The 21,215-nt window shown below is 46.5% G+C and carries 19 protein-coding genes and 1 other annotated feature; of the genes, 4 read left to right on the forward strand and 15 right to left on the reverse strand.

Features of this window, described 5'->3' with window-relative positions; translation table 11 throughout:
• Positions 1 to 123: 123 nt before the first annotated feature.
• Positions 124 to 1,743, reverse strand: a complete 1,620-nt coding sequence (locus V8G47_RS14945; protein ID WP_336200826.1) for a putative polysaccharide biosynthesis protein — start codon at positions 1,741 to 1,743, stop codon at positions 124 to 126.
• 198 nt (positions 1,744 to 1,941) lie between these two features.
• Here V8G47_RS14945 and V8G47_RS14950 point away from each other — a divergent pair, with 198 nt between their 5' ends.
• Positions 1,942 to 3,204, forward strand: coding sequence for an NAD(P)/FAD-dependent oxidoreductase (locus V8G47_RS14950; RefSeq protein WP_336200827.1), 1,263 nt, complete (start codon positions 1,942 to 1,944; stop codon positions 3,202 to 3,204).
• Positions 3,205 to 3,251: 47 nt separating this feature from the next.
• On the opposite strand, the gene V8G47_RS14955 is transcribed toward V8G47_RS14950, so the two are convergent.
• From V8G47_RS14955 to V8G47_RS14985, 7 genes are all read right to left on the reverse strand, one after another.
• Positions 3,252 to 3,434, reverse strand: a complete 183-nt coding sequence (locus tag V8G47_RS14955) for a sporulation protein Cse60 (protein WP_336200828.1) — start codon at positions 3,432 to 3,434, stop codon at positions 3,252 to 3,254.
• A 110-nt stretch (positions 3,435 to 3,544) separates the two neighbouring features.
• On the reverse strand, positions 3,545 to 3,859 hold the full coding sequence (locus tag V8G47_RS14960; RefSeq protein WP_336200829.1) for a rhodanese-like domain-containing protein: 315 nt from the start codon (positions 3,857 to 3,859) through the stop codon (positions 3,545 to 3,547).
• A gap of 172 nt (positions 3,860 to 4,031) precedes the next feature.
• A complete protein-coding gene (gene leuS / locus V8G47_RS14965) occupies positions 4,032 to 6,446 on the reverse strand; it encodes a leucine--tRNA ligase (protein ID WP_336200830.1) in 2,415 nt (804 codons plus the stop codon).
• Between the two features lie 65 nt (positions 6,447 to 6,511).
• Positions 6,512 to 6,734 (reverse strand) — a binding site (T-box leader).
• A 160-nt stretch (positions 6,735 to 6,894) separates the two neighbouring features.
• Positions 6,895 to 7,125 carry a hypothetical protein gene (locus V8G47_RS14970; protein ID WP_336200831.1) on the reverse strand — a complete coding sequence of 77 codons (231 nt, stop codon included), beginning with the start codon at positions 7,123 to 7,125 and terminating at the stop codon, positions 6,895 to 6,897.
• A gap of 53 nt (positions 7,126 to 7,178) precedes the next feature.
• Entirely contained in the window at positions 7,179 to 7,955 is a 777-nt protein-coding gene (locus V8G47_RS14975; RefSeq protein WP_336200832.1) for a 3-hydroxybutyrate dehydrogenase, read from the reverse strand.
• A gap of 4 nt (positions 7,956 to 7,959) precedes the next feature.
• Positions 7,960 to 9,282 carry a GntP family permease gene (locus tag V8G47_RS14980; protein WP_336200833.1) on the reverse strand — a complete coding sequence of 441 codons (1,323 nt, stop codon included), beginning with the start codon at positions 9,280 to 9,282 and terminating at the stop codon, positions 7,960 to 7,962.
• Positions 9,283 to 9,551: 269 nt separating this feature from the next.
• Positions 9,552 to 10,910, reverse strand: a complete 1,359-nt coding sequence (locus tag V8G47_RS14985; protein ID WP_336200834.1) for a sigma-54 interaction domain-containing protein — start codon at positions 10,908 to 10,910, stop codon at positions 9,552 to 9,554.
• Between the two features lie 176 nt (positions 10,911 to 11,086).
• Between V8G47_RS14985 and V8G47_RS14990 the strand changes: the two genes are divergently transcribed.
• Positions 11,087 to 11,590 (forward strand): cupin domain-containing protein, encoded by a 504-nt coding sequence (locus V8G47_RS14990; RefSeq protein WP_336200835.1) that lies wholly within the window; start codon positions 11,087 to 11,089, stop codon positions 11,588 to 11,590.
• A gap of 327 nt (positions 11,591 to 11,917) precedes the next feature.
• Here the strand turns inward: V8G47_RS14990 and V8G47_RS14995 are convergent, their stop codons facing one another.
• The 3 genes from V8G47_RS14995 to V8G47_RS15005 form a co-directional block, all read right to left on the reverse strand.
• Positions 11,918 to 13,105: an MDR family MFS transporter gene (locus V8G47_RS14995; RefSeq protein WP_336200836.1), complete on the reverse strand. Its 1,188-nt coding sequence runs from the start codon at positions 13,103 to 13,105 to the stop codon at positions 11,918 to 11,920.
• Positions 13,106 to 13,242: 137 nt separating this feature from the next.
• Entirely contained in the window at positions 13,243 to 13,407 is a 165-nt protein-coding gene (locus V8G47_RS15000; protein WP_060672924.1) for a hypothetical protein, read from the reverse strand.
• On the reverse strand, positions 13,404 to 13,697 hold the full coding sequence (locus V8G47_RS15005) for a YtzC family protein (RefSeq protein ID WP_336200837.1): 294 nt from the start codon (positions 13,695 to 13,697) through the stop codon (positions 13,404 to 13,406). Before V8G47_RS15005 ends, V8G47_RS15000 begins: the two co-directional genes overlap by 4 nt.
• A 200-nt stretch (positions 13,698 to 13,897) precedes the next feature.
• Here V8G47_RS15005 and V8G47_RS15010 point away from each other — a divergent pair, with 200 nt between their 5' ends.
• Both V8G47_RS15010 and V8G47_RS15015 read left to right on the forward strand, forming a co-directional pair.
• Positions 13,898 to 14,863 (forward strand): TIGR01212 family radical SAM protein, encoded by a 966-nt coding sequence (locus V8G47_RS15010; protein WP_336200838.1) that lies wholly within the window; start codon positions 13,898 to 13,900, stop codon positions 14,861 to 14,863.
• Positions 14,860 to 15,432, forward strand: a complete 573-nt coding sequence (locus V8G47_RS15015; RefSeq protein ID WP_336200839.1) for a class I SAM-dependent methyltransferase — start codon at positions 14,860 to 14,862, stop codon at positions 15,430 to 15,432. The genes V8G47_RS15010 and V8G47_RS15015 overlap by 4 nt, the downstream gene beginning before the upstream one ends.
• A 40-nt stretch (positions 15,433 to 15,472) precedes the next feature.
• Here V8G47_RS15015 and V8G47_RS15020 read toward each other — a convergent pair whose 3' ends face one another.
• The 4 genes from V8G47_RS15020 to V8G47_RS15035 all read right to left on the reverse strand — a co-directional run bounded on the left by V8G47_RS15020 (position 15,473) and on the right by V8G47_RS15035 (position 21,203).
• A complete protein-coding gene (locus V8G47_RS15020) occupies positions 15,473 to 16,477 on the reverse strand; it encodes an LLM class flavin-dependent oxidoreductase (RefSeq protein WP_336200840.1) in 1,005 nt (334 codons plus the stop codon).
• A 104-nt stretch (positions 16,478 to 16,581) separates the two neighbouring features.
• Entirely contained in the window at positions 16,582 to 18,990 is a 2,409-nt protein-coding gene (locus V8G47_RS15025; protein WP_442970863.1) for an immune inhibitor A domain-containing protein, read from the reverse strand.
• A 322-nt stretch (positions 18,991 to 19,312) separates the two neighbouring features.
• Positions 19,313 to 20,386 carry a tetraprenyl-beta-curcumene synthase family protein gene (locus tag V8G47_RS15030; RefSeq protein WP_336200841.1) on the reverse strand — a complete coding sequence of 358 codons (1,074 nt, stop codon included), beginning with the start codon at positions 20,384 to 20,386 and terminating at the stop codon, positions 19,313 to 19,315.
• A 13-nt stretch (positions 20,387 to 20,399) separates the two neighbouring features.
• A complete protein-coding gene (locus tag V8G47_RS15035) occupies positions 20,400 to 21,203 on the reverse strand; it encodes an alpha/beta hydrolase (protein WP_261749849.1) in 804 nt (267 codons plus the stop codon).
• Positions 21,204 to 21,215: the final 12 nt, after the last annotated feature.

Raw genomic sequence — 21,215 nt, forward strand, 5'->3', positions numbered from 1 at the left:
TTTTTAAGGTCGTACTCCAACGGGCATGCGCCCTTCCTTCTATTATTCTTAACACAGGCTGCTGAAGGTAAGCAGCTTTACTCAAAATAAAAAAGGGATGATCACGCATCATCCCTTTTTCTTTTACCCGATTCGCAGCTTACTGCGGATTTTCGAAATCTTGTCACCGAACAATTTGTCCGCGAGTTTACTTCTCAAGCTCAGGTAGAAGTAAACGAGGGCTCCGACTCCGCCGCAGATGGCTACAAGGATGATCGATTGGAATCCTGTCTCCGGACTAAGGAATTTTACCAGGACACCATACAGTACCAATACGACCCCGGCCATGGCGGCATTCAATGCGCCGATGAACATGGTCCTTCTCAAAATCAACCTGAATTGATATCGTGCATACTTTTTGATCACATAGAGATTGATCAGTATCGCTACTGCGTATCCAATCGTTGTCGCAAGCACGGCACCCTGTGTTTCAAACAGGCGAATGAGCGGGATATTCAGGACAAGCTTCAGAAGCAGGCCGACAAGCAGGCTGAAAATCGTGAACTTCTGCTCATCGATCCCTTGAAGAATCGCTGCTGTCACCGCAAATAGTGCAAACAGGATCGCTACAGGTGCATATGATCGTAAAATCGAGGTTCCGAGTGGGTCACTGTGATAGAACAACGTATACATCGGTTCAGCCAAAAGGGCCAGTCCGAGTGCTGCCGGCACGGTCAGAAACAACAGAATCTGAAAGGTCTGGTCAATGTTCCTGCGCATCGTCTTCCGGTCACCGCTCGTATACGATGTTGTAATCAGCGGAATCAGCGTCATGGAAAAAGCTGTCGCCAATGACACCGGAATGATCACGAGCTTATGCGTGTAGAAGTTCAATACGGCAAAAGCGTGATCCGAGACTTTCGCGTTCCCGATATCAGCCATGGCGGTATTGAACGTGATCTGATCCACCAGTTGAAACAATGGATTGGCGAGACCCACAAAAATGAAGGGTATCGAATAGGCAATGATTTCTTTGTACATCGCTTTCAACGAAATCTCTTCGTTCCCCCGGTCCTCTTCAAGGAGTTCATCCAAGTGAGGTTTCCGCTTGAACCAATACCAGATCAATGCTCCAAGACTCGCAAGTCCACCTACGAAAGCGGCGAATGTCGCAACGGAAATGGCCGTGGTCACGGTCCCATCCAGAATGTTCAATACGACATAAATCCCGCCAAGGAGGAAGGTGATCCGGACGATCTGTTCAATCACCTGGGAAACCGCTGTCGGCCCCATGGATTGATGCCCCTGGAAGAATCCGCGGATCAAACTCATGAACGGAATGATGATCAGGGCAAAGCTGACGGCCCGGATGACAGTGGTCACCTGAGCAACGGAAATGACCTGCTCATCGCTTTTGATCGTCATTTCTGCGAAGATCGGTGCGAATGCATACATGATGAGGAATGATACAATCCCAGTCAACGTCATGAGCACGAGCCCGGATTTAAATAATTTCCTCCCTACGGCATATTCCCCGATGGCATTATATTTTGAAACGAATTTTGAAACGGCCAGTGGCACACCTGCAGTCGCTACTGTCAGAAAGATCGTATAAGGTACATATCCATATTGATAAAGGGATGCCCCTTCTTCATGACCTTTTAACAAATCATCAAACGGTATAACATAAAAAAGACCCAAAAACTTCGAAATAAAGGTCCCTAACGTTAAGATAAACGTTCCTCTTATTAATTTAGATGACATAGTATCCCTCTCTATATATCTTGTTGCCCGTTACACAAACAAAATAATTTCGAACTCAAAAATTTTCACACTATCAGTAGTTTACTACTGTACGAATCGAATGACAATTTTTTTCGAATGTTGTATTTAAAACACATCCCATTTAAAATAAGGTGAAACTTCTTTTCGAGAAGCGAATATTAAAAGTTGGTGGAAAAAATGGTAAAAACATACGATGTCATCATCATAGGCGGAGGACCATCGGGCTTGATGGCCAGTATCGCAGCCGGGGAAAATGGCGCGAAAGTTCTCCTTGTAGATAAAGGTACAAAGCTTGGTAGAAAGCTTGCGATTTCAGGGGGCGGCCGCTGCAATGTGACCAACCGGCTCCCCGTAGAGGAAATCATCAAGCATATCCCCGGGAACGGGCGTTTTCTATACAGCGCATTTTCTGAGTTTAATAATGAAGATATCATTTCCTTCTTTGAAAACTTGGGGATTCAGTTAAAAGAAGAAGATCACGGACGGATGTTCCCTGTATCGAACAGGGCCATGGATGTCGTCGAAGCTTTGCTCGGGCGCATGAAGGAATTGAAGGTCGACACCCGGACAAGTACCAGTGTCGAAGAGGTTCTGTACGAAAACGGCAAAACGGTGGGCATCCTCTTGAAAGACGGGGAAACCATAGCCGCAAACGCTGTCGTGATCGCTGTCGGCGGAAAGTCCGTCCCTCACACCGGATCAACAGGTGACGGATATCCATGGGCGACGAAAGCCGGCCATACGATCACGGACCTGTTTCCGACAGAGGTTCCCCTAACGTCGGACGAGCCATTTGTGAAAAAGAAAGAGCTTCAGGGCCTTTCTTTGCGCAGCGTCGATTTAAGCGTGCTGAATCCGAAAGGGAAAAAGATCGTCACGCATAAGATGGACATGATCTTCACACACCTCGGCATTTCCGGCCCGGCTGTTCTCCGCTGCAGCCAGTACGTCGTCAAGGCCATGAAGAAATGGAACCTGACACATGTGGCCATGCAGATCGACTCCATGCCCGATCAAAATGAAGAGCAGCTATTCCAATCCCTGCATAAGCAGGTGAAGGAAGATGGAAAGAAAGCGGCGAAAAATATTTTTAAAGGCCTGGTTCCTGAGCGGTACCTGCTATTTCTACTTGACCGTGCAGAAATCGATCATGACGAAAAAGGGGATCACATCTCCTCAGAAAAGATCCGTCATTTTGCCAAGCTCTTAAAGCAGTTCACCTTCAAAGTTAACGGCACACTATCCATCGATAAAGCCTTTGTAACCGGAGGCGGGGTGTCCATCAAAGAAATCGAACCGAAAACGATGGCTTCGAAAAAGATGGAGGGCCTCTTCTTCTGCGGGGAAGTGCTTGATATCCATGGATACACAGGCGGTTACAATATCACCTCTGCCTTAGTGACCGGCCGGCTTGCCGGGTTGAATGCAGCAAAGGTTTAATAGTCAAAAAGAAAGGTTGATCCTCATATCCTGAGCGATCAACCTTTTTATTTTCTATACACGACCATGGCAGAGAAACAATAGATCTGGTCCTCCTCTTCCTCCGACATCGCAGCCACATGATATTTAATATCCACAATCTTCTTATCATCCATTTTACTGAGAAAATGGTTCATATCTTTCTCTAAATCTTTTTCATGCTCGTAATCGAAGACCTTCACCTGAATCATGGAATCCCCTCCCGGATTGTTTTGGTATTAGTATTGTCAGAATAGTTTATTTTCAAACAACAAAAAAAGCACACCCCTAAAAAAGGATGTGCCCCCAACTAAAAACACCATTATTTCTTCGCAGCCGTATCCCCGGTCCAGTTCATCATGCCGCCTTCCATGTTCACCACTTTATACCCTTGCTCCTGCATATAGTGGGCAACATTTCCGCTGCGGTTTCCGGAACGGCAGATAAAGATATACTCCTTATCCTTATCGAATTGATCAAGTGACTCAGGGATTTCCCCCATCTTGATATGCTTCGCTCCCGGAATCATGCCCTCTTCCACTTCTTCATCCTCACGAACATCTACTAGTAACAGTTCTTCACCATTCTTCAACTTCTTCTCCAGCTCATCCGTTGTAATCGTCTTAATTGTATCCATGCTTATCATCTTCCTTTCACCATTCAATCATTATTCAACACGATTATACCAAAGCCTGTCCCACAAACAAAAACATCAGACTTAAAAAGAGGGACGGACCTCATCGAAATGCCGATTTAAAGCGATTCCCGCTTAAAATCAGGCCCATTTCGAGGTCCGTCCCTCACCATTATCAGTTGGCTACGATGTTGACTAGTTTGCCTGGTACGGCGATGACTTTGCGGATGGTTTTGCCTTCGATTTGTGTTTTGATTTCATCGTTGTCCATCGCTGTTTTTTCCAGGTCATCTTTGGTCATGTCACGTGGGATCATGACTTTGGCTTTCACTTTTCCGTTCACTTGAAGGACGATTTCGACTTCGTTGTCGACAAGCTTCGATTCATCGAATGTCGGCCATGCTTCGTAGGAAATCGTTCCTTCATGACCAAGCTTGCTCCAAAGCTCCTCTGTCATATGAGGGGCGATCGGTGACAGAAGCTTGATGAAACCTTCTACATAGCTCTTCGGAATTGTATCCGCCTTGTATGCATCATTGATGAATACCATCAGTTGGGAAATCCCTGTATTGAAACGAAGACCTTCGTAGTCCTCCGTCACTTTCTTAACGGTTTGGTTATACGTTTTATCAAGGTCACTATTCGGTGCATCCTTCACTTTAGAGGATAGTGAACCATCCTCCTCGACAAGCAGGCGCCATACACGGTCAAGGAAGCGGCGCGCTCCGTCCAATCCGTTCGTGCTCCAGGCAATCGATGCTTCCAGTGGTCCCATGAACATTTCATATAGTCGAAGGGTATCGGCTCCGTGAGATTCAACAACCTCATCGGGATTCACGACGTTCCCTTTTGATTTACTCATTTTTTCATTATTTTCCCCAAGGATCATTCCTTGGTTGAATAGCTTCTGGAACGGCTCTTTCGTTGGAACTACGCCAATATCATAAAGGAATTTATGCCAGAAACGTGCGTACAGCAAGTGAAGGACCGCATGCTCGGCTCCTCCGATATACGTATCCACCGGCAGCCATTCCTGCATTTTCTTCGCATCGGCAAGGGCATCTTCGTTATGTGGATCGATATAACGGATGTAGTACCAGCAGCTTCCTGCCCACTGCGGCATCGTATTTGTTTCACGACGTCCTTTTTTGCCTGTTTCAGGGTCCTCGACGTTCACCCATTCACTGATGTTCGCAAGTGGAGATTCACCTGTTCCGGACGGTTTGATTTCAGTCGTCTTCGGAAGGACAAGCGGCAGCTCACTTTCAGGAACGGTCGTTGTCGTTCCGTCTTCCCAGTGGATGACTGGAATCGGCTCACCCCAGTAACGCTGGCGGCTGAATAACCAGTCGCGTAGACGGTACGTGATTTTCTTCGTTCCGATGTTCTTCTCCTCTAACCAGGAAATGGCTTTGGCAATTGCTTCTTCCTTTCCAAGTCCATCAAGGAAACCGGAATTCACATGATCTCCGTCACCTGTGTACGCTTCTTTTTCAACGTTTCCACCAGCGACGACTTCCACGATTGGAAGATCGAATTCTTTCGCAAACTCATAATCCCGTTCATCATGGGCTGGAACAGCCATGATCGCGCCGGAACCATAGCTCATCAGAACGTAATCGGCGATCCAGATCGGCATTTTCTCACCGTTAGCCGGATTGATGGCATAAGCCCCCGTAAATACACCCGTTTTTTCTTTTGCAAGATCTGTCCGTTCCAGGTCACTCTTTGACTTGATTTTGTCGATGTACTCATCCACTTTCGAGCGCTGTTCGTCCGTCGTGATTTCTGCTACAAACGGATGCTCAGGAGCAAGAACCGCATAGGTGGCACCAAAGATCGTATCGGGACGGGTCGTGAACACATCGAATGATTTATCATGACCATCGATGGCAAAATTCACTTCTGCCCCTTCAGAGCGTCCGATCCAGTTACGTTGCATATCTTTAATGCTTTCCGGCCAGTCAACCTCTTCAAGGTCTTCAACAAGACGATCGGCATATGCCGTGATCTTCAGCATCCACTGCTTCATCGGACGGCGCTCGACAGGATGACCACCGCGTTCGCTCTTCCCGTCGATGACTTCTTCATTGGCAAGGACCGTTCCAAGTGCCGGACACCAGTTCACGGCAACCTCATCCACATAAGCAAGGCCTTTTTCATAAAGCTTGGTGAAGATCCATTGCGTCCACTTGTAGTAGCCGGGATCAGTCGTATTGACTTCACGGTCCCAGTCATATGAGAAACCAAGTGATTTAATTTGTCGGCGGAACGTATCGATATTTTTTTGAGTGAACTCTGCCGGATCATTCCCTGTATCAAGGGCATATTGCTCAGCCGGTAAACCGAATGCATCCCAGCCCATCGGATGAAGGACATTGTACCCCTGCATACGCTTCATGCGGGAAAGAATGTCCGTTGCCGTAAACCCTTCCGGATGTCCTACGTGAAGGCCTGCACCTGATGGATACGGGAACATATCCAGTGCATAGAAATTGGATTTCCCTTCGTCTTCCGTTGCCTTGAACGTTTTATTTTCTTCCCAATACTGTTGCCATTTCGTCTCAACACTTTTATGATTAAAACTCATATTGAGATCCTCCTTTAATTTTCATGTTCTTTAAAAAAATAAAAAAACCCTCATCCCAAATAAATATTTGGGACGAGAGTTTGTATGTACATTCTCCCGCGGTACCACCCACATTAGTGTACGCGCACTCAGCTTCATTCATCCTTAACGCGGAAAACGGCAAGTCTTACTGTTACTTCACACTTGCAACTCAGCAGGCGAGTTCATGATGCTTCTGGTTGACTTTCACCACCCGTCAACTCTCTAAGACAGAAAACCGTCACTACTACTCCTGATCAACGTTTCAATATAAGTAAACACTATATGTATTCACTATTTTAGTGAAAAATATACAGAAGCGCAAGCCTATTATTAGTTTGGAGGGGATATTTTAGTCATTTGTTTGAGAGTAGGTTCGCAAATCTGGCCGTACTCGTCTGTTATCAGGCTATTATTGAGAAGAATCCATTTATTTCGATGGAAGGGGAACGGTCACGGGAGACGAGTCCGACCCTTTCAGTGCAAATTGGGACCAAGCTCCAGACGAATCGAGCCGTTTCTGCTGAAAATCCAGCCGATACTGAGAAAAATCCAGCCGTTTCGACCTTGAATCCAGCCGAAATGGAAGATAATCCGGCCGTTTTGATGAAGAATACAGCCGTTTTACATTTTCATCCAACTCAACATCCACTTTCGCCACACCCCGAAAAAAAAAGAAACGGCCCCCTAAAGAACCGTCTCTCCTCCATCATTCTATTGAACCGTATACCCGCCGTCCAGTACGACTGCCTGCCCGGTGACCCCTTTTGCGGCATCACTGCACAGGAACATCGTATAGTCGGCAATTTCTTTTACGTCCAGGAGCCTTTTCTGAGGCACCAAAGGATAGATGACTTCTTCAATCACTCTCTCGAAAGGGACGTTGCGCGTCTTTGCGAGATCTGCCAGTTGATTCCGGACCAAGGGCGTATCCACGTAGCCCGGACAAACCGCATTCACCGTGATCCCGTGCTCTGCCGTTTCCAGTGCCGCGACTTTCGTCAAACCGATGACTCCGTGTTTCGCAGAATTATAGGCGGCTTTGCCTGAAAAACCGACCAATCCGTTGATGGACGCCATGTTGATGATCCGTCCCGACCCTTGCTTCTTCATGTGGGGAAGAGCATGCTTGATCGCAATAAACGGGGCCGTCAGCATGACTTTTAACAGCAGCTCGAACTTTTCAGTGGGGAACTCTTCGATATGTGACACATGCTGAAGCCCTGCATTGTTGATCAGGACATCGAGCCGCCCGAAATGCTCCACTGTTTTTTCAATCGCTTCTTTTAATTCTGATTCCGATGTTACGTCACAGCCCAATCCGAGAACCTCATATCCTTCTGTTTTAAGAGATTCTGAAGCTTCCCCCACAGCATCTTCCTTCAAATCCGTGAGGACGACTTTCGCTCCTCCAGCGGCGAATTCCCTGCCGATTTGGTAGCCGATCCCCTGGGCTGCCCCTGTTATGAATACCACTTTATTTTCTACCATTTTCTTAAATCCCCACTCCCAAGCTGAATAATACAATCGCAAGTGCCAAACCGATAAGAGGGACGATGACCGTCAATGCCCCTACAGCGCCATACGCTTCTCCATGTGATTCATTACAGATCGAGCGGATCGTCGTCACGACATAACCATTATGCGGCAGTGAGTCCAGTGCTCCTGAAGATATCGCCACTACCCGGTGAAGGGCTTCTGGGTTCACACCCATATCGACGTAGTGCGGTGCAAGGATCGGCAGGGCAATCGCCTGACCTCCCGAAGCCGAACCTGTCATACCGGCGATGACACTGACGGCGATGGCTCCTCCGATCAATGGTGACCCGGGAATATTCGTCATGACCTCGACTGCTGTAGTAAAAGCAGGAACCGCTTTGGCCACCCCGCCGAAACCGACTACGGCCGCCGTGTTCCCGATGGCGATCAGCGCTCCGACCGTCCCCTCGGAAACCGCTCCCCAGAAGCCTTTGAAATACTTACGATTCAATACATAAGCGGAAATGACCCCTCCGAGCAAGGCAATGATCAGAGCCGATTGTTTTAAAGAATCGTGGAATGAAAAAGCCAGGATGAGGACGACCAATAATGGGATCAATCCCATGAACGGGTTTGGTAACGGTCTTCCTTCATCAATGACCGGATCTTCTTCACGGGCGTGGAATTTCTCTCCTTTTCTCACAGCCTTCGTGATCATGCGCTTTAACCACCAGTATCCAAACACCGCCATGAATACGGCAACGATCAAGCTGACTTCCCAGCCTGCATAAGGCGTTGTGTTTAAATATTCGATGGGAATCCAGTTCTGGATCTCCGGTGAACCGGCTGAGGTCATCGTAAACGTGACCGACCCGAACGCCAGTGCCGCCGGAATGAAACGGCGTGGCAGATCTGCTTGTTTAAACAGACTCACCGCCATAGGATAAACCGAGAATGCTACAACGAACAGGCTGACTCCCCCGTACGTTAAAACCGCACAGGCAAGTACGATGGCGAATACAGCGTATTTCATCCCCAATTTTTCTACTACAAAACGGGAGACGCTGTCTGCGGCACCGCTATCCTCCATCACTTTCCCGAACACCGCTCCCAGTAAGAACATCAAATACCAGGCAGCGACAAAGCTTGTGAAACCTGACATATAGTTCGTGACAAGATCCGCTTCACCTTTTCCCGCCAATTGCGGAAAAAGCGGCATGCCGCTCAGCACTGCGACAAATAATGCCGAGATGGGCCCAACGATCAGGATGTTCATGCCCCTCATCGTTAAATAGATTAATAAAATGAGTCCTCCAATCAGACCGATCATGCTTAACATGATATTTCCCCCTTTGTTCTCCAAAGATGATGACGCTTACATTTTATCTTGATGCGTACGCTCCCCTTTCCCAAAAATATGATCACTTATTAAACATGCAATAATTGTGCCAACTTTCAGATTACTACTAAAACAATCCTAAAGTTTTTTTCGAGTCCGAAATACTGGACAAATCCATCCTTCAGTCACGAAATGTTCACCATTTCTCTAAAAATAAGATAGTCCGGAAAAGCGGACAGTTTTCCACATTTCCGGACTATCTTATGAGTTTACAGAAGACCATACTTATTTAATTTTTCATACATACTGGATTTACTGATTCCCAGTGACTTTGCAGCCTTTCGCTTATCGGGCTGGGCTTGCAGACTCTGGGTGAGGACGGACTTTTCCGTTTCTTCCAGGATTTCTTTCAGCGTTTTAGATCCCACTCCATATACATTACCCGACTTCATATACGTCGGTAATGACTGAAGAGAAATGGTGCTTCCATTCGTCAGATAGGTGGAAGCGTGAATGACATTTTCCAATTCACGGAGATTCCCCGGCCAGCTGTAGGAAAGAAAAATCCGCATCACCTCCTGGTCGAAATCCTTGATACGTTTTCCCGAGGATTTTATGGATTTCTCCAGGAAAAAGGATGCGAGGGTTTCAATATCGTCTTTCCGCTCACGCAGTGGAGGGATCTGAAAAGGGATGACATTGATCCTGTAATACAGGTCACTCCGGAATCTCTTTTCTTCCATCATTTTCTCCAGTGGACGGTTCGTGGCGGCAATGATCCTCACGTCCACATTCTGTACCCGGGTCGAACCGACTGCCTCGACTTCCCCTTCCTGTAATACCCTGAGAAGCTTCGCCTGCATATTAAGAGGCATATCACCGATTTCATCAAGGAACAATGTTCCCTTATGGGCAAGCTGGAATTTCCCTTTCTTTCCGCCTTTTTTGGCCCCGGTGAATGCCCCTTCTTCGTAACCAAAGAGCTCCGACTCCAATAGCTGCTCGGGGATCGCTGCACAGTTCACTTTAATGAAAGGCTGTCCGCTCCTTTCACTCAGCTGGTGGATGCTGTGTGCGAACAGCTCTTTACCCGTTCCGCTCTCCCCTCTGATCAGGATGGAAATATCACTCGGGGCGATCATTTGGGCTTTGTCCTTCAATTCATTCATACCGGTTGATTCCCCGATGATGTCATTGAGAGAGTATTTCACCCCGGTATTGATATCCTGTATGTAACTTTGGATCTTTGACATCATGTTTTTCACATGTGAACTCATTTGCATCCATTCACTCGTATCACGGAAAATGACGGATCCGAATGCCCCGATCACCTTCCCGTCCCCCAGAATCGGGATTCGGTTGGCGATCATGTAATTTCCTTTAATATATTGAAGATCTGCCACCTCTTCTTTCCCGCTTTCAGCCACTATGTGCATCCTCGTGTTTTCAATCACGTTTGTTACATGTGATCCTATCGCTTTATCCCGTTCAACCTCAAGAAAGCGACAGTAATTGTCGTTTATATAGATGATGATCCCTTCGTCATCCACGACGACCAACCACTCGAAAGCGTTCTCAAGAATGATTTCGATCATGTCGACGGACACCTTTTTTAATAAACTGCTCATTTCCCATCGCCTCCTCTGTTTTGCAAGAGAACATATACCTCTATAGTAGCACATTCTATTATAAAGCTTTTTGAAAACAATTCAGATTTGTCAATAATTTCAATTACCAGTCGGGATTCGGTTTAATGCCTGTCGTATTAGGGAATCTTCATAACAATGAATGGAGGAATGAAAGGATGAAAATCGCAGAACTGAAAATATTTTATTTCGAAGACGATGGTATCATCCCGAATAACCCGGACCTGCCCGTACTCATTTACCGGAACGCACTCGATCAGGCAAATGAAGCCGAAGAGATCTTCAATCAAAATCACTGGCTGAACAGCTGGACAAACGGCATTTACGATTATCACCATTATCACAGCAATGCCCACGAAGTATTGGGTGTCATGCAGGGTGAGGCCAGAGTTCAATTAGGCGGTGAAATGGGCGAAGAAGTGACGGTTCACCAAGGTGATGTGATGGTCCTGCCAGCCGGGACCGGTCATAAGAGGTTGTCAGCAAGTCCCGACTTTAAAGTCGCCGGCGCTTATCCGGATGGAGACAGTTATAATTTAAAAAAGGGTTCATTACGTGAACGTCCCAGTGTGTTAATTGAGATCAAGAACGTTTCCCTTCCAACATCAGACCCTGTATTTGGCGATAAGGGTCCTCTGATAAAATATTGGCTCAAAAAATGAGTTAGAAACCATTCTGCACTGTATTCATTCCTATTTCTCTATAGTAATGCTTCCTAGAAACGACTATCATTACTTATAAAAGTCCAATGTAATCTTCGGTTAAAGATTATATTTATAAAATAGTCTTGTTTTCTTTCAAGTCCTATGCTATTCTATTATAGCGATGAGCTGAATTGTGTAAGTCGGTAATCACGTCCTAGTGACAACAAACGATGTGGCGTTTGCTGATTATCCGCCTCAATTTTTTTGCAAGTGGGCTTCCATAGGAAATGGGAGCCCTTTTTATATGGAGAAAAAACCCCCAATGATTCCTCATTGGGGGTTTCTTTATTGTTGTACCGGTACTGACACGGCGCTTTTCTTTCTTAATGGACGGTCATATTGACTGGTAATCAATAACGATACAGCGAAAAACGCGATCAGTGTCATGAAGAGCACCTGCATGCTGAATACATCCACCAGCAACCCTCCGATAAACGGACCGATCATTCTGCCACCCGTGGCCGTACTGTTGACGATCCCCTGGTAGAATCCCTCCCTGCCCTTTGGAGCAAGTGAGTTGGCGATTGTCGGGACCGCCGGCCAGATGAGCATTTCACCGATCGTCAGGATGATCATGGCAATGGCAAACCACTGAAATTGATCGGCAATCGATGCTACACCGAACGAAATCATGAAAATGATGGTCCCGATCATGATTTGGAGCTTTAAATTGTTCTCAAAACGCTTGATCGCTTTGGATAAAATCGGCTGAGCCAGAACGATCAACGCTCCATTGATCGTCCACAATAAGCTGTACTGTTTCAGGGATATATTGATTTCCTGCGTATAGGTGGCGATGGTGGACTGCCATTGCACGTACCCCATCCAGCATAAAAGATAGGCAACACATATGAAGAGCAGGGCCTTCAGCTTCGATTTATCCCTTATTACCTTTGATTCATTCAACACCGACGTTTGATGACCACTAGCCGAAATCTTCCGGTATCCGAAGAAGGCGATGAAGAAAAAGACGATATACATACTCAGATTAGCCATAAATATATAGTTAAAGGAAAATGAGGCGACGAACCCGCCCAATGCGGCTCCGACGGCCACTCCAATGTTCTGGGCGACATAGACGGAATTGAATGCTTTCCGCCCCCCTTCCGGCCACACCGAACCTGCCATGGCGTACATAGAAGGAAATACGATACCTGAACCGAATCCGACAATGGTCAGGAAGACGACATAATATGAAAAGCCGTGCCATATATTCATCCCGATCAGGGCGGATAAAGTGATTGAAATTCCTAACAGGATGGAACGATAACCGCCAAAACGATCGAATAACGTCCCTCCAATCAGATTCCCGATCACACTCGCGCCTGCGTTCATCATCAGCACAATCCCCGCTACAGACAATGACTTCCCTAAATTTTCATGAAGGTAAATCGTATTAAGCGGCCATAAAAAAGAGGCTCCCGTCACATTCACCATCATTCCAATGACAAGTAACCATAATGATTTGGGCATCATTCTGCCCCCTTTCCAACCTTTTATTTCGAGTCCCAAAAGGATTTTACTCCTTTTCAGGAAAGGGGGCAAGAATTATTTTTTTATATCATAAAAAGAGACCAGGCACTCCTTATGAGCACCTGGCCGGGGACGTTTTATTTCCCGTTATGATGATTGGATTTGACGGGCTGACCCTGTTTTTCGTAGCGCTTTTTGGCTTCTTTGACAGGATTGTTTTCAGCGCCGAATTCTGTATCCAGTTTTCGGAAATCACTTCGGGTCTTTTGTTCAGGGTTGTTTTGATCAGAGCGTGTACTCAATGTAATTTACCTCCCACTACATTCGGATCGTGATCCAGCAAAATCATCTCATTCTGCAAGGCTTGAAGTTGAAGTCTCATGCGATGCAGTTGTTCACGCTGTTGGGAGTTTGCACTGTTCGCCATGTGAGCCACGTCGTTGACCGCTTCTTCAAGCTGCTGCATCGCCTGTGTGTATTCCACATCATGATAATGCTCCTGCTGTGACCCTGCTTTATATTGTTGTTGAGCGTAACGAATGGCATCTTCGCATTTCTGAATGCATTCATCCATCGAATTCCTTGTTGCCATTTCGACTACCTCCTTGATGATTAAAATCAAGAAGAGGAAGGTCCTATCCTTACTCCCCTCCACCTTAGTTTGAACTTGTTTGCCCGTTTCAGAAGTGGTAATCTTCACCTATTTCTATGGTCAGGATACATTTGTCCCCGTGTTCATGATAAAATCTCTTTAGCGTCATACATACCGCTATATCACTTGAAATTTAGGAGGTGTTTGTCATCGGGACAAACCCATTTCCATATGCCACAGATTCAAAAAGATATCACACATGGAATTATCACCTCCGAAACCATTTCGGACATAAGGTGTTTAAAGTTGCCCTCGACGGCGGGTTCGATTGCCCGAACAGGGATGGCACAGTTGCACACGGCGGCTGTACCTTTTGCAGTGCAGCGGGATCCGGCGACTTTGCCGGAAGCAGGGTCGACTCCTTAGAGAAACAATTCAATGACATCAAAGGAAGAATGCATAAAAAGTGGAAAGACGGAAAGTACATGGCGTATTTCCAGGCGTTCACAAATACCCATGCACCCGTTGACGTCCTGAGGGAAAAATACGAATCCGTTCTGAAGCAGGATGGAGTGGTAGGCATTTCCATCGCCACACGCCCTGATTGCCTTCCTGACGACGTCGTCGAATATTTGGCTGAATTGAATGAAAGAACGTATTTATGGGTTGAGCTCGGGCTTCAAACCGTCCACGAAAAAACGGCGGGCTTGATCAACCGGGCTCATGATTACCAGTGTTATAAGGAAGGCGTTCAAAAATTGCGCAAGCACGGGATCCGTGTATGCTCCCATATTATTAACGGACTTCCCCAGGAAAATGAGGAAATGATGATGGAAACGGCACGGGAAGTCGCAAAGCTTGACGTCCAGGGAATCAAGATCCATCTTCTTCACTTACTGAAGGGAACACCCATGGTCAAGCAATACGAAAAAGGACTGTTGGAGTTCATGGATTTTGATCATTACGTGAAACTCGTCTGTGACCAATTAGAAATCATCCCTCCTGAGATGATCGTTCATCGCATCACGGGGGACGGACCTATCGACCTGATGATCGGACCGATGTGGAGCGTGAATAAATGGAACGTACTGAACGCCATTGATGATGAATTGAAACGCCGGGACAGCTGGCAGGGAAAATTTTATAAAATGGATGTGAAAGCATGAAATTAGATCGAATACTACCTTTCGCGAGAGAGCTTCTGGAACGGGCTGTCAAACCGGGAGATATTACGATAGACGCAACGCTTGGAAATGGACATGACACCCTGTTCCTCGCTCGCCTGGTCGGGGAAAACGGCCGGGTATACGGTTTCGATATCCAGGAAGAAGCCATCCACAACACGAGGGAACAACTTATCACCCATGATCTCGCCGACCGGGTGACCCTGTTCCACCAGGGACATGAGACCGTCATGAACGTTATCCCGCCATTGCATTACGGGAAAGTGACGGGGGCCCTCTTCAATCTTGGGTATTTACCTGGCGGTGACAAGGATATCGTCACCCGTCCGAAAACGACGATACTTGCCTTGAATCAGATCCTTGAGATGATGGCCCCTGAAGGGATCCTTGTCCTTGTCATTTATCACGGGCATCCTGAAGGAGCCGTCGAACGGGACTACATCCTCCGCTATGTAGAGCGACTGGATCAAAACTATGTCCACGTTCTGAGATACCAGTTCATGAACCAACTGAATAATCCGCCGTTTATCGTAGCGTTGGAGAAGAGATAAAAGTAGGGACGGACCTCCGCGGAGGTCCGTCCCTATCTTTTTATAATAATTCGTTTGCGATCAGTTCGAATGATTTGAGTTTATCCTTGAAGTCGTATGTGATGCTTACGAGCATGATTTCATCCGTCTGGTACTGCTCGCTGAGTGCAAGGAGTTTTTCTTTCACTTTCTTAGGATTCCCGACCACCATGCGCTTGCGGTTTTCCCGCACTCTCATTGCTTCGAATGGGGTGTACTGATACGCTGCCGCTTTCTCAGGGCTCGGGGTTCCGTTCGAGCGCATGCCCTGCTCGATCATCAGAATGGATAAATCAATGCTTGATGCAACCCTTTCCGCTTCTTCGTCCGTTTCGGCACAGATGGCAAAAACGGCTACGATGTTCTTCGGTTCTTTCAGGTACTCGGAAGGAACAAAGTTATTCCGGTAGGCTTGAGTATACTGAGGTCCACCTTCCCCATTGATGAACTGAGCGAATGTATATGGCAGGCCTTTTTGCGCTGCAAGCATGGCACTGGATGGACTTGATCCAAGCATCCAGACTTCCGGCATGGTTTTGATCATCGGCGCTGCCGTGAGTCCCTGGTACGGATGGGCATCAGGCAGGGAATCCGTCAGATAACCGAGTAAGTCATCAATTTGTTCCGGGTAACGATTTACATCTCTCGGTTTCCCGTCATGGAGGGCCATCGTGGCCATCGGCATTCCACCGGGAGCCCTTCCCAACCCTAAATCGATCCGATTCGGATTCAAGCCTTCAAGCAAACGGAAATTTTCCGCCACTTTATAAGATGAGTAATGGGGAAGCATGACCCCTCCGGACCCGACACGGATTCTTGACGTATTTTGGGCAAGATGGGCAATCAGCACTTCCGGTGATGAACCGGCAAGGCTCGTGGAATCATGATGCTCGGATACCCAGAACCGTTCAAACCCTAATTTTTCTGCATGTTTTGCTAATTCTACTGTATTATTTAAAGCCTCCTGCGGGCTCATTCCTTCTGCAATCGGTGACTGATCTAGTACACTTAGCTTCAAAATGGACATCTCCTTTGATTGATGTGTGTATTATTATCAATTCTGATGAAAAAAATGTCCACTAACATGCTTAAAGGGTGATGGCCGGAATGGCCATCACCCTTTTTGCTTGCTTATTTTTTGTAAAGTAACACTTTACCGACTGTACCGTCAGCACTTTCTCCTGTTACACGGAATTTCAATCCGTAGTTCGGTACGTTACGTCCAGCGTCTACTAATCCTTTATTGCTGTAATCCGCACTGTCATCGAATAGTGGGTTACGGGCAGTGTGGTTGTCTTTCATTGTGATGCCGAGTAAATCAGTGTAATCAAGGAACATCTTCTCAGATTTATTCAGGCTGAATGCAGCATCGTGGATCTGGTAGCGTGTGGATCCAACTGAACCGTCGCTCCAATAGTTTGCCTTTTGATCTGCATCTACCACTCCAAGGTATCCGTCTCCTGGATGTTTACCAGTCCAGTTATCAGAGAAAGAGTTATCCACATACCATACGACTAATCCTTCGTTGTATTCCATCAGGCTTGCACCACGGCGGATGTTGGCAAGACCTTCATCGACACCGTTGTGGCTGCGCCACTCAAGCAGGTAGTAGTGATCTTTGTAGTCGATACCATTGGAAGCTACGAAACCATCCATTTCGAATTGAGGTTGCCCTTCAGCATCGTCTTCAAACACGACATTTCCATCCACTGTCAGTGTTGCATTATCCATAGCGAAGCCGTCAAGGGCCAAGCCGCCGTCCGTCACATAGTTGAATTCAAGCGTCACTTTCTCACCTGCGAATTGGCTTAAGTCATATGACTTATCCACCCATTCGCCATTTGTGGTTTCTGCAGTTGTATCTGCATTCGTATCATCGTCACCGATGACATCCAATTCAACTTCCTTGCCGCTGGCTGTTTTAGCGGTTACATATAGATAGTCGTACTCAAACTCCACTTCATACAACGTTTTGAAATCGAATGAAGCAGTTGTAGCATTGGTTAAGTCGAACTCCGGAGACACTAATGTCGTATTCAGGTCATCTCCTTTTGTACTGTAGTAGTACTTTTCACCAAAGGCAGGTTTGATTCCCTGAACTTCTTTTTTAGGAAGATTCACTTTCACGACATCATTGTTCGTACCTTTTGTAGCAGCTTCGTCCAGAAGGACTTCCATTCCTTTACCCTTAAGGTCCTCAAGCTCTACTTCTGTACCAGACTGCCAATTTCCTTTTGTACCTTCACTGTCCACTACTGCAGAATTTTGGAGCATTTCCTTCGCATAAGGACTGAATCCTGTCGGCTGTGCTCCAGGGATATCCCCCGCCCAGCTTCCGCTTGCCATGATGGACCAGTAGCTGACTGCTTCACCTGCACCTGAATATTGTGTATCATACTCGTCAGGCAATCCTAAATCATGTCCGAATTCATGGGCCATTACTCCGACGGCACCGTCTTCAGGTTCGATTGTGTAGTCGTAAGCGTACATTGTTCCCTGTCCCCAATAATCAACTTCAGGCTCAGGAGATCCGGCAATCGGGAAGATCCCGCCAAGGTTCCAACGGTGTGACCAAATAGCGTCAGATCCTAAAGAACCACCGCCGGCTTCTTCACCTACACCTGAATGAATGACCATTAAGTGATCGACAAGACCGTCCGGCTCAAGATAATTTCCGTCACCATCAAGGTCGTAACGATCCCAATTATCATAATCTTCAAGGTTTACGTTCGGGTCTGCAGCCGCTTGGGCAAGTGCTTCTTTGATCAAGCCGCGTGCGTTTACGTCGCTGCCATCCGGCTGCGGATCATTTCCACCATATGCAGCTGCCGGTTTACTTGCTGTATACCAACCAGCAACATCACCATCTACTGAATAACTTCCACCGGATTGCTGTTCATAGTACTGTTTCATTGAAGTATATGTCTTTCCATCCGGACCTTCCCAGCCGCCTGTTCCGAATAACATATCCTGATAGTGTTCTCTTGAATAAGCATCTTCACCTTCATAATACATATCCGTTTCATCTTCCGTCATGGTGTTGTGCGGCTTGTCCGGATAATCAACGAGAAGGACCAATACTTCATCTGTTCGTTTCTCACCATCATATGCTTCTTCTTCAACCGGGTCAGGTTTATTCTTTTTCGCATGTCCAAGCTTATTTCCTTTACCATGATTCAAGCCGTTTTTCTTCATTTCTTTTTTCAGCTTGGTCTTCGTTTCCGCTACCTCATCCTGAAGTTCCCCTGGATGATTTTCAGCAGATTCCGCTTTCGCTTTCAGGAATTTCTGCAATCCCTTCTGAGCTTCTGCAGCAGTAGCATTCTTCTTGATCTTTCCTTCTTTCTTCAGCATCTCGATCAGACGTTCATCGTTCGCGATTCCTAAATCGAACGCCCCTCCATGTTTATGATCATATTTCACCGTTGGCTTTGCTAACACATTCTCAGGCCCAACAGTCGCAGCTGATGCAGGTACGGCAAATGCCCCTACACTAAGTGCTGCGGCCATGGCCATGGATAATACTTTACGTGATTTCAAGCACGATTCCCCCTTAGTTATGTACTAAATTTTTACACTAACTACAATATACTCCACTATTCTGAAAAGTAAATATATTCAGACAGTATTTGGTTATTTAGTATTACGAAATAAAAAGAATATAGTTAAAAGGATCCATGTCTCATCGACAGTAAACAAGGACTATTGTCACCAAACCGGGAAAATCAACAAATTTTTTATGTATAATTATGGTATATTTGGTATCTTATTGTGTGACTGTGTCCAACTTTGGTTGGGCAAAACAGACAGAAAAAGGGACGGACCTCCGAAGTATTTCGGAGGTCCGTCCCTCGCTCGTCTATTATGATGTTTTTTTTCGGTTTCTCCATTTGCGGTAGATTTTCCCGTTCAGGTAGAAGAATTTGGTGATCCAGCCGGCTTCTCCGATGAATTGCTTGGAGAAGGATTGGACGCTCTCCTGTTTACTGGCTTTGTCGTCAGACAAATAGACTCCGATGAGTCCTTTATTGATCAATCGGTGAAAGTGAGCATGGGGAAGCTCATGGGTATGTTCATCGGCCTTCTGCAGAAAATGGATGAGTCGCTCCTTTAAATGCTCATCATTTTCATAGTAGAAACAGAAGTTCAAATCTCCCCCTTCCCGGTCCTCATCCTGATCGATGAAGTAATCGAGAAGGATATGTAATCCTTGAATGTATGGGAAATAGCCCCGCTTGATTTTTTCTGTATATGACGGCTTGAAGTCCCTTCGATTGGCATAAGAGACCAAACAGAAGATTCCAAGAGTCGAACCTGAACAAGCGGAAAACTCATACCAGTCCATTTCAGGCAGGTTCGGTCGATGGGTTTCGAACCAATCCTGAAGCCGTCCCTCTCTCTCTTCTTTCTTCACGTGTTTATGTATCTGCAGATCACAGTAATACTCACACAGTTCCAGGAGATCATCCTTGATGCTTTCGTAATGGCGTAAGCTACCTAGAACGGATTGGCAGGTCAGGACCAGTTCCCTGAGATATCCTCCATCATCCTGATCTCGTCTTAATGCATAATAATTGACGGGTTCCGCCCCCACCGTCAAGGAATCCTTCATGGACTGATGCAGGAGGGCAAAGTCATCGGGATCAAGGGAAACACTGCGATCGCACAGATTATCCAGGTAATCGCTGATCGTCTGATACGCGACGATGAACCGGATCGTATCTGCTTTATGCTCCAATGCCAGAAGGGAAAGGATCGATCCTCCCTCGCAATGGAACGTTTTATGCTGGATGCTCGCAAGTGCCTGGTTTCTCAGTTCCTGATTGGGTATCTTTTCCGCCCGCTTTTTCCAGCCGTCCAATTCTTCATGCACGATGGGAAAAACGGTGCGGTACACTCTTGTCATTAATGAAAAGGGATCACTTGGTATCGACATTTCATCACCTCTTTTACAAAATGTATCCCAGCGCTTTCAATCGACTTTCAATGAAGATCTTAGAATACTCATAGATCTCTTCTCTTTCAGGTTCATTATAAATTTCATGATAGCACTTTGGCCATTCTTTGTAATGCATTTCAGATAATGACAGCTCATTGAACCATTTTTTCACTGTCTTTTTTTCGACGATTTTATCATCACCCGCCTGCATCACAAGCAATGGGACGTCTGGCATTTTTTCCAGGTTGGCAAATGCTTGCTTCATAGCCTGTACAAGCTCCCTGTACCAGCGGACAGACACTTTCGTGATATAGAGCGTATCATTGCTGTCGATTTCCCGGACATCTGCGTTCCGGGTCGCCATATCGATGGTCAAACCTGACGGGAACTTCACCATCGGAGCGATTTTATTTAAACCGAGGGATAATAGCTCGACCGGTTTAGCCGGGGTCGTAACCAGTCCCAAACAAGGCGAGGATAAAATGACTCCCGCTACGTTCACATGGGATTCCTGAAGGAGTCTTATGGCGATAAGGCCGCCCATACTATGACCGATCACAAAGACAGGCAATTCGAATTGATAGGCTGCCTGGACCCAGTCCTTCACTTCCACGATGTATTCATCAAAGGAATCGATATGGCCCCTTTGACTTCTTGACGTCATTCCCTGACCGGGTAAGTCACCCATGACGACGTGAAAGCCTGCAGCACGCCACATTTCAATGAGCCAACCATATCTTCCGTGATGTTCCATCGCCCCATGAATGATGACGATGACTGCCTTTGCCTCTTGATCTGATTCCCATTTCCACATGACAAATCCTCC

It is taken from the genome of Rossellomorea sp. LJF3, from assembly GCF_037046045.1.
Classification (GTDB): Bacteria; Bacillota; Bacilli; order Bacillales; family Bacillaceae_B; genus Rossellomorea.